This is a genomic window from Thorsellia anophelis DSM 18579 (assembly GCF_900111395.1).
GTDB classification, from domain to species: domain Bacteria; phylum Pseudomonadota; class Gammaproteobacteria; order Enterobacterales; family Thorselliaceae; genus Thorsellia; species Thorsellia anophelis.
This window is the reverse complement of the sequence record NZ_FOHV01000003.1, coordinates 1-15,851: the sequence shown is the minus strand read 5'-3', so window position 1 is coordinate 15,851 and position 15,851 is coordinate 1. Positions and strand designations below refer to the sequence as shown.

The 15,851-nt window shown below is 35.6% G+C and carries 7 protein-coding genes; 6 read left to right on the top strand and 1 reads right to left on the bottom strand.

The window, feature by feature from the left end:
• The 6 genes from BMW37_RS02220 to BMW37_RS02195 all read left to right on the top strand — a co-directional run.
• Nucleotides 1-2,520: inverse autotransporter beta domain-containing protein (locus BMW37_RS02220; protein ID WP_218139445.1), on the top strand; the 2,520-nt coding region annotated here is incomplete at its 5' end.
• Between the two features lie 2 nt (nucleotides 2,521-2,522).
• Nucleotides 2,523-3,698, top strand: coding sequence for a hypothetical protein (locus BMW37_RS02215; RefSeq protein ID WP_093317454.1), 1,176 nt, complete (start codon nucleotides 2,523-2,525; stop codon nucleotides 3,696-3,698).
• 52 nt (nucleotides 3,699-3,750) lie between these two features.
• Nucleotides 3,751-4,755 carry a hypothetical protein gene (locus BMW37_RS02210; RefSeq protein ID WP_093317452.1) on the top strand — a complete coding sequence of 335 codons (1,005 nt, stop codon included), beginning with the start codon at nucleotides 3,751-3,753 and terminating at the stop codon, nucleotides 4,753-4,755.
• Between the two features lie 46 nt (nucleotides 4,756-4,801).
• Nucleotides 4,802-5,860: a hypothetical protein gene (locus BMW37_RS02205; RefSeq protein ID WP_093317450.1), complete on the top strand. Its 1,059-nt coding sequence runs from the start codon at nucleotides 4,802-4,804 to the stop codon at nucleotides 5,858-5,860.
• A 151-nt stretch (nucleotides 5,861-6,011) separates the two neighbouring features.
• A complete protein-coding gene (locus tag BMW37_RS02200) occupies nucleotides 6,012-13,535 on the top strand; it encodes a hypothetical protein (RefSeq protein ID WP_093317448.1) in 7,524 nt (2,507 codons plus the stop codon).
• A gap of 1,105 nt (nucleotides 13,536-14,640) precedes the next feature.
• On the top strand, nucleotides 14,641-14,973 hold the full coding sequence (locus BMW37_RS02195; RefSeq protein ID WP_093317446.1) for a hypothetical protein: 333 nt from the start codon (nucleotides 14,641-14,643) through the stop codon (nucleotides 14,971-14,973).
• A gap of 631 nt (nucleotides 14,974-15,604) precedes the next feature.
• On the opposite strand, the gene BMW37_RS15060 is transcribed toward BMW37_RS02195, so the two are convergent.
• The coding region (locus BMW37_RS15060) for a hypothetical protein (protein WP_425441747.1) at nucleotides 15,605-15,851 on the bottom strand (247 nt) is incomplete at its 5' end.

Here is a 15,851-nt window from a genome sequence, read left to right as displayed (position 1 = left end):
GCCAACAGCCAACAGCCAACAGCCAACAGCCAACAGCCAACAGCCTATAATGTAACTAAGACAACTTCACTTAGTGAAATTGTTTCACTTACTGGTACCTCATTAGATATCCTTACAAAAATAAATCCAAGTTTACAAGATTCTCAGTCTAGGATTGAAATTGGATCAACGATTTTATTGCCCTATAGTGTTCCACCTCAATTAGTTTATGAGCTTCTTACCCCTAAAAATAATTCACTCATAGGCGTTAATGCTCTTCCAAGTTTATCAACTTCTGAGATTGCAAATTCACAAGATGATACATCTTCTATTGCGGAAATAGCATTAAGATCAACACCGATTGAATCTTTAATATCCAGTAATACAGAAGAAAATATTGCTACTCTTGCTCAAGGTGCAGCGACAACCAATTGGGAAGAACTGTCTGCTGAACAATTAAAAAATGAAGCTGAAAACTGGGCTAAAAGCCAAGTTAAATCTCAAATTTTCACGCCTGTACAAAATTTCACCGAATCGTTATTGGGTAAATTTGGTAAAGTAGAAGTAAATATATCGGTTAATGAGGATGGTAATCTTGAGGGTAGCCAATTTTCATTACTCTCACCTTTAATCGATAAAGAATCTAACTTATTTTTCTCACAAGTCGGAATTCATGGTCAAAATAGTGGTGGTGAAAGTCGAACAATAGGTAACTTTGGTTTTGGTTATCGTTATGATCAAAATGATTATTTAATTGGCGGAAATGCTTTTATTGACCATGATTTTACAGGAAGTAATACAAGATTAGGAATTGGTACTGAACTTTGGTTTGATTATCTTAAACTTGCAACTAACTACTATGCCCCTATCTCTGATTGGAAAGATTCAGATGTTTTAGCTAAATTTGAAGAGCGTCCTGCACAAGGTTTTGATATTCGTGCTAAAGGCTATCTACCTAGTTATCCTCATATCGGTGGTAATTTAATTTTTGAACAATATTACGGCGATGAAGTTGCGTTATTCAGTTTAGAGGAACGCCAAACCAATCCTTATGCTTATACATTTGGGCTTGATTACACACCGGTTCCATTATTCACATTATCAGCTAGCCATAGGCAAGGTTCTAATAGTATGAATGATAGTAAGATAGATGCAACAATTAATCTTCAATTAGGTACACCTATCGATGAGCAGTTAGATCCCGAAAATGTATCTTTAACTAGAAGTTTGAAGGGAAGCCGTTATGATATTGTTGATAGAAATTATGATATCATTTTTGAATATCGAGAAAAACAGCAAATGAAGGTGGAACTCTCTGGAGATCCAACCGTCTTTTTTAACACCGATTATTCGTTTGACTCAAAAATTATCAGTACATACCCAGTCTCAAGTATTGACTGGCAGACTGGTATTGATTTTTTAACACCAATCCAAGACCCTTCTAATCCAAATAAATGGATCATTCCTAAAGCTGATCTAAATTCTGGCAGAACGTACTACATCCAAATGCACATTAAAGATGAACAGGGACGTGCTGTTTCTTCTAATATTTTAACTGTATCAGTCGTAACACTAGGCAGGGCTGTTATTGAACCCAATCCAATCACTAATGATGAATTATTAAGTAATTTTCCTATTTCAGGATTAAATAATTCCAATACGTCACTAGCATTAGCAGATCCGACCCAAGATGCGGCTGAATTTATTGCATATGCAGAACTTGATAATACAGATGATCTAAAAGGGTTAGAAGCAATTGATGGTAAATGGCGAATTGAACCGATAATTCAATTCCATGATGCAGATGGTAAGGTGCATAAGCCTAATGATAGTAATGATCCGTTTAGTCAAATTATTAGACTTGCTAGCGTTGATAAAATCATTAACGAACAAGGTGATTGGGAAGGAAAGTGGAACATTAAGGTCACATCAAATGGCGCAGCCTTAAAAGTGAAAGTTGTTGTTATTTATCCTGGTCTTAATCCTGCATTTTCTTATGCTCATTTCTTGTTTGAGTATGAGCCTGGTGAATTGACAGTAAATCTATATGACATGGGGCCACGTGGAGATGGTTACTCAGGTAATCCAAAAGGTCGAAAATTAACCTTAACAACGGATATTTATGGAAATGGTGCTGATCCAATAAAACCTGATACATATTATCGAGTCGAAGTCGTACCAACGAGTTTTTTAAATAGCAATAATCAAACAATAGTAGATGTGACTTCATTGTATATCAATAGTGTTATGTGGCGATATTGGGATCCTAGAGTTGAGGTGATAACTCAAGACACTATTCCAGTAATTGAACGATGTAATGGTTATGCAATGTTTTCCACACAAGTCAATAACATTCAAAATAATGAATTTACAGATGAATTGAATTTAGTTGAAACTGCTGGGAAAGTAGAAAATGAACAAGGATTATTACTAGCAGTACAAATAGATACGGCGCAGAAAGAACTAGATCCGACAAAGCAGAGGCCAACTATCGGTGATGCAAGCAAGTGTGCTGACTTTAATTACTTTTCAGGGAATTAATTATGAAAGGACTAGATATACAAAATTGTCAAAATACATGCGAACAGGGCTTTTTAAACAGACTTTTTAAGGTAGGTTCTTTTGTTGTAATGAATTCAGTGTTAATAGTATTTCCAGCACAAGCAGAGGTATACATTTCGCCTTTTGATAATGACGAATTAGGTGATTCTATTGTGACTTCAGGATTTACCGGGATATTAGAAGGATCAGCACCTCAGTTAAATGCTCATATTGAAGGTGAGTTTAAAGTGGGAAGAGAAATTAATTTTGTTTATGAAGTAACAGATGCAGATATGGATAAAGAATTAAAAGAATCGATCATACTTGCTGATGGTACTACCTTGAATGGTACTCGCCAAAATATGGTGTGGTTTAGGATACCTGCTGATTCTTCAAATCTAGATGATGCTTTAGAAATAGAGTTGGCAGATGGTGAAGACATTCAGACATTATTTATTAAACCCGAATATTGTGGCTGGCGTATTGGCTTTGAAATTGAAAGAAATTTGACAACAGAAACAGGGGTTCCAGATCTAAATCCGCTAGAAAAATTTAGGCTAATAGTTAACGATGATCTTTCCACAACATGGATGCTTAATGAGCAGGGAGTGCAGACACCTAGTTTTGATGTTTTGCTTGGTGATCCTATCACTTTAAATGCAGATGGCACTGCATGTACCATAATGGAACTTCCACAGTCATCTGCACAGATTTGGGAACAAAATTTTGATACTGGAGAGTTTATCCCCCTAGGTAATCGTCCACCTAAAAATAATACTATTCATACAATTAAATTTTCAGCGGGTGGAAAAGCAATCAACGTAGAAATTAATGACAATGATTCAGAACAGCTCAAGATTGCTAAAAGAAAATTATTAGGGAGCATTATATGGCAATTGCACCAACCTACTGCATTTGATTCTAAAACTGGAATTCGCAAAAGTAATGATACCTCAAGGTACTGGGACGTAGCAGAAAAAACTCTGTTATTTAAAACACAAACCAATAATTCCATAACTTTAGTCAATAACGATAAAGATGGAAATTCATTAGATATTTTTGCAGGACATACTGATGTACACGATGAAAGTTACAACCGTAGTCAACAAGGTTTGAGAATGAGTGTCTCTTTTGATGGTATCGCATTGAGGGAGGTGCAGACACTCAGCTTGCCTTGATTGAAGTTATTTTATATTTACATTTTATCAATGATTAAAAAAGGGATTTAGTATGAAATTCAAAAAAAGTGTTTTATTACTTGCTTTAGCCGCTATATTTACTTCTAGCATGGTACAAGCAGCAATAAGAGAATCAGCGGAAACTGATCCAATACAAGGACGAAAACCTTATATAGATCAAATATTGATAACAGGGAAATTATATGAGGGACAAATCGTTTCTTTAAAACCTGATCCCAAAAGGATTTATCAGCCTTTAGATAAAGATCTTGATATTAAAGAATCACCTACGACAGCAGTAGATGGTATATTTTTAGGAGATCTTAGCTTATCAACTGTTGAATGGTTCTTATTAGAGAAAGATGATACTGAAATTTTAGGATCGTCGGTAAAATTAGGAGACGGAATTGAGATTCCAATTCCTGCTGGCGCAGCAGGCAAAAAATTAGCTTATCGTATTACTCCAAAATCTACAACTGGTATTCCTAAAATTGGGGATACATTATCCGTTCCAGATGTCACTCAGATTAGTGGTCAAGATGAAGATGGTGATCCTAAACCACCTGTTATTCCACCAGTAGATAAAGGGCCAGATCCAGGGCCAGATCCTGAGAATCCAGACATTATAGGACCTGATCCAACAACATTAGGAGTGCAAATTTTTATTGCTGATGCGTTAGGTAACGCAACTGATAAATATATCTTAGACGAGATAGGGCATCTTTCCTCTGAAAACAAAGTTGGTCTTTCTGAAGTTAACACAACCTACGTTGTCAAAATTGTTAGTAAGGGTAAAAGTGCAGATGGATCTGAAGATAGAGACTTTTCTGATGTCTACCAGCATTCTGTAATCTGGCGTTTAAAAGATGGAGATAATCCACACATTATCTTAGACGGTACACAAACAGTAGGGCCAGATACAACTGCCATAGATACGACTGGGAAACTTAGTTTTACAACTCAGTTAAATAACTTAGTTGCACAAGCAAAACATTCAACAAATCTAAGTGAGCAAGGGATGACTTTATCTGTTCAATTTAATGATGGTACTAAATAAATTTTAACTTTTTGAAATTTAATTAATTAACAATTTGAGGATATATATGAAAAATTTTACAAAAATAATTAAACCAACTTTAGTTGCAGTTTCAATTACGGCATTTTTAGGTCTATCGTTACCTACCTTTGCTGGTATTCAAAGTTCAGATAAGACTGAACAGATAAATGGTAATGCACCAAATATTCCACGAATTGGTGTAAGTGGTGATTTATTGGTAGGTAAAACCTTAACTGTACCAAAAGACAAATTGCATTACCTTTTTGGAGATAAAGATGATGGTGAAAACAGTAATTATTGGGATGTTGATATTAGTCGAAGTACTATTGAATGGCTGATACTTGCTCCTAATGCAACAGTAACAGAGGGTTTAGCAGCCCCTGCTGTATATACTGGAGAAAGTTTTTTAATCCCATCTGCTGCTATTGGTAAAGTGATTGGGATGAGAATCACTCCTACTACTAAATTTGGTTTGCCAAGAGAAAATTACCAAATTTTAATTATGAACGTAGTTAACTATGGTGGAGATGGTACAGATCCAAAAGAAGTTGATCCTGGCGATACAGGTCCAGGTCCAATTGATCCTAATAATCCTGCTAACCCTAAAGATCCTAATCATCCCAACACCGAAAATCCAGGTGGAAACCCTGATGAGAAAAATCCTGATGTCGGTGGTCCTGGTGGTAACAAAGAGGATGGCGGCGACGGAAATCCTGGTGATGGTTCGGGTATTGTTCAGGATGGAGATAGGTATAAAGTCATTATTAAATCTACAGATGGCACTGTGATTTTAGATGAGACCAAAGGAACTAACCAAGAGCGTCGACCTAATAAACCAGAGGTTGATACTGAGTATACAGTTTCAATTGTTGATAGTCAGGACAATAATAAAGATGTCACAAGCGATTTCGAAAAATCAATCACTTGGTACTTTAATGGTCAAATGATAACGGATCCTGATGGTGTCAATGCAGGTTCAACAACGTTTAGAACTCAACAGAACAATGACCTTTCACGTGCAAGAAGTCAAGATGAGCGCAGTGAACAAGGTTTAACAATATCAATTACATTTGATAATGATCCTGATGCCGCTATTAATAAGTAGCATTTACCTTTAGGGTCTAGATACAGAACCTGGCTTTTAGCCGGGTTCTGAACCCTAGGTCTTATATAATTTTAAACCACTAAAATTTGATGATAACGAATTTATGGGATTAATGTAGTTTTTAATAATGATAAATAAAAGGGATTGATGTATGAAAATTGTTCATCTTGCGAAGACGGCAATCATAACTTTAATAGGAAATGGAATTCAATTTCCAGAAAAACATAGCAAAATTAAATTGTTATATGGATTTCTGACTATTATTTTGGCAACTGCAAGTTGCATGCATATGGTTAATGCTGAAGTTATCTCAAGCAAAGATGCGCCTGAAATACATGGGAATAAACCTGTATTAACAGAAGATAGTATCCCCTATTTATTAATGCCTTATGATATTGGTGAAGTAACTAAAACAAATAGTGAAATTCCGTATTCTGTAGCACCTAATCAAGTCACAATTTCCCAAAATACAGATGGCATGATGATTTTTGATTTGGATATAGACAAACCTGCTGAAGAAAATGCGATTATTGTTAATACAGATCATCCAGGATCTGTCATTAGATGGTTAAATAATGGGATAGCGTTAAGCGCTGAACAGTTACAACAACCTTTTGCTGTTAGCTTTCCAAATGGTTCAAATTTAACCATAGAAGCACATGCCAATGTGGATTTAAAAACTGCAACAGGGTTGTTTGATTTTAATAATGTAATGGTTTCGAATACATTTGAAGTTACTACGCCGAGCTATAAACGTGTAATTGCAACTCAAATTAATCCTTTTGAATACGCTGTTAATCAAACTGGGGATGCATTTCCTACAACGGGTTTTGTGGGAGCTACTTTTCAGTTAGTTATGGATAAACCAGAAAATAACATCAATTATACCTTCACTGTACCAGAATCAATGCAAGATTATATTGCTATTGACGAAAATGGTATAGTTACTTTTATCAAAGAATTCCCATTAAGGACCGGCCCAGTTACTCTACATGCGGAACCTAAAGATGGACGAGGTATCGCATTTGATTATACATTTGAAATCAAAGAATGGTTTATTAATAAAGGACTAGGTCAAACAAGCGATTGGTCTGAAGCTATCACATGGTGTACTAATCCAGCTAGGGGAGAAAATTATTCACTTCCACCTTCTGCTATTGTCACGAATGGTAGCGATACTCGAGGTATATCATCTTTGGTAAATGAATGGGGAGACATTAGCCAATATCCTCTTTCACCTGCTTGGCATACCGCCGATGGTTGGGCAATTGATCTTAGAAGTGATGACAATGATAGAGCGACTTTTTCTTTGGAAAATGGTTCAGTAGGTATTGCAAATGGTAATACACTCGAAGAACAAGGGAGCTTAAAAGGTGTGACTTGTTCACGCAAAATGGATTCAACTGAACCAAGAGAACCTGATTTTAAAGCAAGACCAGAGATTCAAAATTTAAAGATTGACGGACAACTAATTATTGGTGGCCAACTTGATGCTACTTATGACTTTTTACCGAATGGATTAGCAGGTAAAGATGCCTCTCGTTATCTTTGGGGTGCAATTAACACTACGGCAGGACAGGTAAAATGGTCTACATTTTATAGTAATGATACCCATCGGATCAAATCCCCTATTTTAAGCTCAGAAGATATCAATCAAATTTATGAAATTTCTGTTTTGGCAAGAAACTCTGCAGGTATTCAAGCAATCACACCATTAACTGCGACAACGGTAGCTCTTCGTGAAGCACAAAAGCCAATTATTAAACCTATTGGTATTATTAGTAGTTTTGAGGCATTAACGACAGCAACAGGGTCTTATCAAATTGAGTTTGGAAAGGATGCGATAGGTAATAATTTAATTGATGCATCTGAATATCGCTGGGTTGATATAGATGGTGGTGAATTAACAGCTTGGCGTGCAATGAATGCCATTGCGAATAATTTTTATACCCCTTATTTTATTTTACCAGAGGCTCAGTTAGGGCGTAAAGTTCGACTTGCTTTTCAACCAATTACAAAAGGTGGTTTAAAAGGGGACCAAGTTTTCATAACAAGTTATGATGTTGTTTGGAAGAAACCACAAATTGAGAATTTAGTTATTGCATCAGGTATATACGCACCGGGTAATAGCTTAATCGCTGAATATGATTATATTGATAATTTTGCGGGTGCAGATGGTTCTTTATTGCTTTGGGGGCAAGAGGGTACAACCGCTGATATAATTGGAAAAGACTTTACCCAGGCTAGTGGTAAAACCAAAGCTAATGGCGGCCATATTTCACCACCATTAACACTTGCTGATATTAATACCGTATATGAGGTTTCTGCACTGCCTGAAACATTCGTTACCTTACGCAGAGGAACGATTGTTACGACTAAATCAACGGATGAAAGAAATAATATTACACCATTGGCACCGCCAACAATTGAAAACCTAAAAATAGAAACAGTATTTACTAACTCTGAAAGTTCGTTAATAGGGGAATATATCTATGTGCCAAGTAATTCTGTTAACAATGGTGATAATTCTACTTGGCAATGGTATACCAGTGAATATGAATCTTCAGACAAAGAAATAATTAGTCCAAGGACTAATGCGTTTGGTACTATTAGTACATCAGGATCTGTACCTGCAATTATACTCAATGATAATGACATTAATCGAGTGATTAAGCTTGGAATGATACCGAGAGATTTAGCGGGTATTACTAATGATGAAGTTGTCGCTTCGATTCCTAAATTTACCCGTCCAAGTATTGAAAATTTAGTGATTTTACCTTCATTTTATCTTGAAGGCGAGACAACAAGTGCTACCTATACATTTAATCGTGGAAGTTTTACACAATCGGCAGAAAATGGTTCAGTATATTCATGGGAAGATAAAGCAAGTGAAACCATTCGAGGAACAGATGGTACGGTTACTACTGAGAATAGTGGTAATATTCCAGGGTTTTTGTTGACTAGGGCGATGATTGGTGAAACACATGTTCTTAAAGTGTATCCTAAAAATGCCTCTAATATTACTGGCGCAGAAGTAAGAGCTGAGTCAGGTGCGGCATTGGGTCTACCTGTAATAACGAATCTAACTATTAAATCCGAATACGCAGGAACATACACTAAATTATCGGCTACCTATAATTATAATTTTGATGCAGCTACTGATCGTTCAACTTGGATTTGGACTAATAAAACCGATGCAACACGTAATCCAGTTGGTGTTAATGTAACAGGAACTGTAAATGTTGCTCAAGATTCTTCATCTGGGGTTATCCCTGGTTTTGTTGTAAAACCTGAAAATGTAGGTGATATTTATACCTTAACCGTGACACCAACACATGTGAATGGTGCAGTCAATTATTTAGGAAAGGTAGCAGCAAATTCTATTTTACCAATGAAACCTTCAGTTAAAAATATTGCTATTGCGCCTAGTAACTATTATGTTGGAGCAAACGTTTCTGCAAGCTATCAATTCGATAGAGGAAGTTGGGTAAGTTCTGCTGAAAGTGAGTCTACTTATACATGGCGTGTTAAGGGGACGACAATTGAAAGGGGAGTAGATGGAAGTATCTCAACTGCAAATTCAGGAAAAGTGCCTGGTTTTAAAATCACAGCACAAATGGCAGGTGAAATACATACATTAAGTATCACACCAAGAAATACTGCTGGAGTGATAGGGCTCACTGTAACAAAAGATTCAGCCACTATTCCGCTACCAAGCAATCCAAAAGTCAGTAATATTAATTTTATCGGTGGTGGTTCATTCTTCTCTACACTATCAGCTAGTTATGTTTATTTAGAGGGGAATTTTTTAACTGGTTCTCAGGATATTTCTTCTTATGTATTTTACCGTATGGATAACCCTGATGAAATTTGGGCCCAAGGAACAATTAGCAATTCAGGGATTATACCCGGCATTGTCTTAAATAACCCGGCAACCCCCGGGGTGGTTTTAAAACTTTCGATAACAGCAAAAAATTCATTGGGTATGACCGGTAATACAGAAGAGGCAAGTTTTACTGCAAATTGGCCTGCACCAGATTTAACTAATTTAAAAATCAATGGAAATATTGCTTCAGGGCAAAAAATAACAGGGAGTTATACATATCAACCTAATGCGTGGCCTGTTGCGAACGCCATGGATGTTACAAATTATACATGGACAACTAATCGTGGAGTTATTGACCAAGATATTGTTAGATCATCTGGAGTGATCCCTGAGTTTACGATCCAACCGATTGATGCTGGTGGCGTCATTCATTTGGATGCAAAGGCTTGTAATATTTACATTTGTAATTCAACAATAAAGAGAGCTACAAGCTCGACTATACCACTTGTTTTACCCTCTGTGTCTAATTTAAAAATAAATGGCAAACTCGCAGTCAATGAAATTTTGACTGGTACATATCAGTGGAATTCTGGAACAAGAACGGATTTAGCCGATTTTTCTTCTTATCGTTGGTATGTCGATGGATACAATTATGTGGTGCCGGAGACTAATATTTCTATTTCAGAACAATCGGGTTCGTTTTGGGTTCAACCTGATTTTGCTGGTAGAACTATTCAAATGGGAGTATTTGCACGTAATGCAGGTAATTTAACACCAAATACTTGGTTAGATGTCTCTACTACGGTACCAATCACTTCTCCATCAGCAACACTCTCTCCTCTAGCTTATGACAATGTGAAGAATGAAGTAAGCACGACATATATTTTTAAACCAGGGAACTCTGCAGCACAAGAGTCAGGATCAACCTATAGATGGGTAGTTGATGGAATTGGAGAAATTTCGCGTGGAAATATTACTGTTAATGGGATTGTACCTCCTGCAACTATCAAAGCAACTCATATCGGTCGAACTATTCGAGTTTATTTGACCGTTAAAGATACAAGAGGGCAAGTAGGTAACGAAATTTCTATGACAGCTGCAGTTAATGATTTAATTGTAGATGATACGACTATTGATGGCTTTGTTTTACCATCAGTTAATAATTTAAAAATTAACGGCCTTTTAGCTGCAAATCAAACGCTTGCAGGTAGTTATACTTGGAACCCTGGATCACGTACCGATATAGCAGATAAATCTCTTTATCGTTGGTCAGTTGAAGGATTTGGTTTTGTTGTGCCTAATACTGAAATATTGCTTTCAGGGCAATCAGGCTCATTAGTTATTCAACCAGATTATGTGGGACGAACCATATTAATGGGCGTTTACGCTAAAAATGCAAGAGAAATGTCACCAAATATTTGGCAGGATATTGTTACGTTAGTACCAATTACGCCTCCTTCAGCAACTACTCCACAGCTAACTTATGACGATGTAAACAATGTCATTAGTGCAACTTATACATTTAAGGCTGGTAACTCTGCTGCGGCTGAACTGGGCTCTACATACAGATGGGGAATTGATGGTCAAGGCGAAATTGCTAGTGGAAACATTGGTGTATCAGGTTTTATTCCAGGTGTGTCTATTACAGCTAGCAATATTGGTCAAGTTATTAGGACTTATCTAGTGGTTAAAGATAGAAGAGGGCAAGTTGGTGCTGAAGTTACCAATAGCTCAACTGTTAATGCATTGATTGGAGATGATACAACAATACCTGGGTTTGTACTCCCATCTGTTTCAAATCTCAAAATTAATGGTGCGTTAGCTGTAGGACAAACTTTAACTGGTACATATTCTTGGAATCCAGGCTCAAGAACAGATATTGCGGACGCATCATTATATCGTTGGTGGGTAGATAACTATGGATATGTAATTACTGATACGCAGATTACTTATTCACAACAATCTGGAAGTCTATTTATTCAACCTGATTATGTAGGTAGAACAATCCGAATGGAAGTGTATGCTCGAAATGCACGAAATATGACTCCAGATACATGGTTACAGGTTTCAACTTTAGTACCAATTACTCCACCGTCTGCTTCACAGCCACAGTTCGCTTATGATGCAGCTAATAACCTTCTTAATGCAACTTATACATTTAATAAGGGGAACTCAGGAGCAGCTGAAACTGGATCAACATACAGATGGGTCGTTGATGGAATTGGAGAAATTACAAACGGTAATGTAGGGGTTAGTGGCACAGTGCCTGGTCTTCCTATGAATGCTAGCTATATTGGCAGATTGGTTGATGTATATGTTGTTGTTAAAGATGCTAGAGGCCAAGTTGGGACTCAAGTAACAAACAGAACTTCAATTAATAATCAGATAGGCGACGATACAACTATACCTGGATTTGTTCTTCCTTCGGTATCTAATCTTAAAATTAATGGAGCTTTAACAGTAGGACAGAATTTAACAGGTACATATTCTTGGAGTCCTGGTTCAAGAACTGATATTGCTGATTCATCACTTTATAGATGGTCTGTTACCGGGTATGGTTATGTTATTGGAGATACTAATATCAGTACATCTGGTCAATCAGGTTCAATGAGCATCCAACCTGATTATGCAGGTAGGACAATTACGATGGGAGTCTACGCTCGAAATGCAAGAAATATGACACCTAATGTTTGGCGTGAAGTTAGTGTTGATGTGCCAATTACAGCTCCTTCAGCGACAACACCTCTAATAAATTTAGAGAAAACAAATTGGACTATAGGCGCAACGTATTTCTTTATTCCAGGAAATTCACAAGCGACTGAAACTGGTTCAACTTATGAGTGGCTAATAAATGGATCATCGATTCAAAGCGGTACGATAACGCAAGCTGGTCAGTTGCCAAGATTTGCTGCAAATGTTTCGTATATTGGTAAAACAATTACTGCGAGAATAATTGTCAGAGATACGAGAGGACTGGCAAGTCCATTGATTAGTAGCTCTGTAGCATATAATGATCTTGCAGGTACAGATCCAAATATGCCAGGTAATATATTGCCATCTGTCTCGAATTTGAAAATTAATGGAAATGTTGCGGTGGGCCAAACCGTCTCAGGTTCTTATACTTGGAATCCAGGTACTAGAACTGATGCAGGGGATTACTCAATGGCTCATTGGTATGTAGGATCAGAACTTAGAGCAACCTTTGATCCAGTACCAGCTACACAAAATGCAGGTACTTATACAATAAAACCAGAGGATGCAGGTAAGACACTCATGTTCTATGTATTTGCTCGTAATACATTCCTTCATGCACCTGGAACATGGGTGCCGAGTGCAAGTGTGAATGTGCCTATTCAGAATTTTAAGATAGATGGGCTTGATGGCGGCTCTTTATCTTGGGGGGAGTATGGTAATGCATGGGATAATAGTGCATCTGCTTCACTAGTTCTAGTTTTTAAACCTGATGGAAAATGGGGAACTTTAGTTAATGGTAGTGTATCTAGTTTCCAAGGTGATGGAATGTATACTGAGTATGGTGTTTGGTTACCGACTGGGAAAAATGCGGGTGAATTTGAAATCAATGCAAGTGTAATTTCAATTGTAGATACTAACTATGGAGATAATTCAGGTGGACATACTGTAAGCGATGATTGGTATAATTTGGGAGCTAGTAATGTAGCACTTTTGGGTGTTTTTGCTGACGCTTATACTAGAGAACCCGGTAGTGCTTCTGCAGCATACACTGTGGTAGCGAAAATATCGGTTCGCGATAGTACTTCCAAATATATTCTATCAGAAAACATAGTATCCATTTTCGTAAGTGCAGATGCCCCAAATGATTATAATTAGGAGCTGTTGATGCTTAGCAAGTAGTAATACACTCTTATAAAATATTTTATAAGAGTGTTAGTGCATGTTAAATAGATGCTTCTATTGTTTTTTGAGGGTGTTTTGTTTAGTGGCTATGTTAGTATATCTTGGCTTGATACTCTGAATGATTTTGATACTTAGGTGCTGTCTACGAAAGATTTAAAAGGTGGGCTCATAAATAAAGTTTAAATGGAACTCTAACCTAGTTTGTTCAAATAACCTATATATAATAGATGATTTCAGATGGCTCTGCGAATGATCATTGAACAATTGCTAAAAGCAAAGTGCTTATGGACAATCGACATCTGAATCTTTGTAGATTATTAGTAAGCATTAGGGAATTGAGAACAAAGTTCACAGGATATTAGATATTTCTTTAAAAAAGGATAGTAGTGCTATGCATTATAGGATATCTGTAAAAAAAACAGCATCATTAAGGTATTTTACTATTAATATATGAAAAACCATCCTTACGGAAAAAAACTCAATGACAGCTGAAATAACGAAATGTGTATTTGACATTAAATATCGCGAAGCAGCAATATGTAACTTAGCAAAGGTATTTGAATAAAAAAGATTATTGATTCACATAAATTGACAAAAGTTAGAATACATCCCAATTTGTAGGTTAGATATCTAAATTTAATATATGTATTTAGTAGCGAAAATTTCTTTATTTATATATAAATATATGCATGTATTTTAGAGTGGTTGATTATAAGTATTTGTATTTATTGTATTTGAAATATATTTCAAATTTATAATGTAAGAATATTATTTCAAGTGATTGCATATGAAAATTAATAGGTATTTTCTGAAAATTTTTAATTAAAAGTTGTTGGTTAGATGCTTTTAATATTTTTAAGATGAATATTCCAGCGGATTAATAACTTGAAGTGTTTATTAGTTACAATAAAATTTTATGTGATGATTTCGTAGGTATGAGTTTATATTCATTATCACTAGTTCTATTAATTGTTAAGGGTTTTAATGAAAATATCCAACTTTACATTTAATCAAAATCTCTTCTGAAGTGTTATTAAATGTAATTTTCATCGAAATTATAATTTATAAGGATGGAAATATGAATAAAAATAAAAAATTACTTGAAGTGGATTGTGAAAAGGTAATTGCTCTTTTTTTTAATGGTTGTGATGTTAATACTATATGCGATCAATTTACTATTACTCCTCACCAATTAGTTGAGTTGTGTAATCGTTCAGTTGGAACTGAAATTAAAATAGGAAAAATTAAGTCAGGCTTGAATATTGATTTTTTAATCCAGTTAAATTCTGAATTACAACGAAAAAATACAAGTTTAAAAAATGAGAATAATAGATTGAAAAAAAAAGTTGATTTGATTTCAAAGCTTGAGAAATCATTAAAAAAGCTATATCAAGATGAAAATGGTATTTAACTTTTTTGAGTGGATAGATTTTCATTTAATATTAATTATTTTGGTGCTCTGTTAGTAATATTTAAGCCAAGGGGGATTGGATTTTTGTCAATTTTTGTAATTTGGCTGCTCATGTAACATTATCCCCGCACCAAATTAACAGGGGGCGAGCAAGCTTTTTCATTATTAAATGAATCTTATAGTTAAGATGATTTTATCCCTGAAATTTAAATCATTTATCATACGATAGTTCTTAAGCTCTTTTTTTGTGTAGATCTGATTCTAAGTATTTGATTTGGCAGTAAGGGATCAGAACTGATGTAAACATCTCAGTTTCCTTATCTCGCTTCGTATTAGATCTCCTACAATTTTTCGAAATAAATGAGAATATTTCATCTAATAAACTCATATCTTGCTCATCTGAATTAAGGTAATTCATTAATTTTGGAAGCCAACATAAGCTGCTCCTGCAAGTTTTCTGTGTTGAAATAACCGTTTGCCATAAAATGCCTACAGATAAGGCAACATAACGTTTTATTATCAAAGTTAAAATGCTCGCCCATATTAACGTTGTAACAATATTGGCATTTGCTGTGTTGACTTTTTTTAGGCTACAAAAAGATTTTAGTTCTTTGAAAAATAGCTCAATTTGTCATCTTAAACCATAAAGGGACAGGACTTTTTCACCTGTAAATTGCCCCCTGTCGAGATTCGTAATTAGGTAACCTTTACCCTTTCTTTTTCTATCATAAAATTGAATGAGTCTGAGTGGGGTATTTGTTTTTGTCCATTGTGCATCCATGTCAACAAAATCATGGTCTTTAGATTTTAATTCTTTCAATTTCATTTCGTTATGAAAAAGCTCTGTACCCATTTCATTGTATTTTGCTACCACAAGA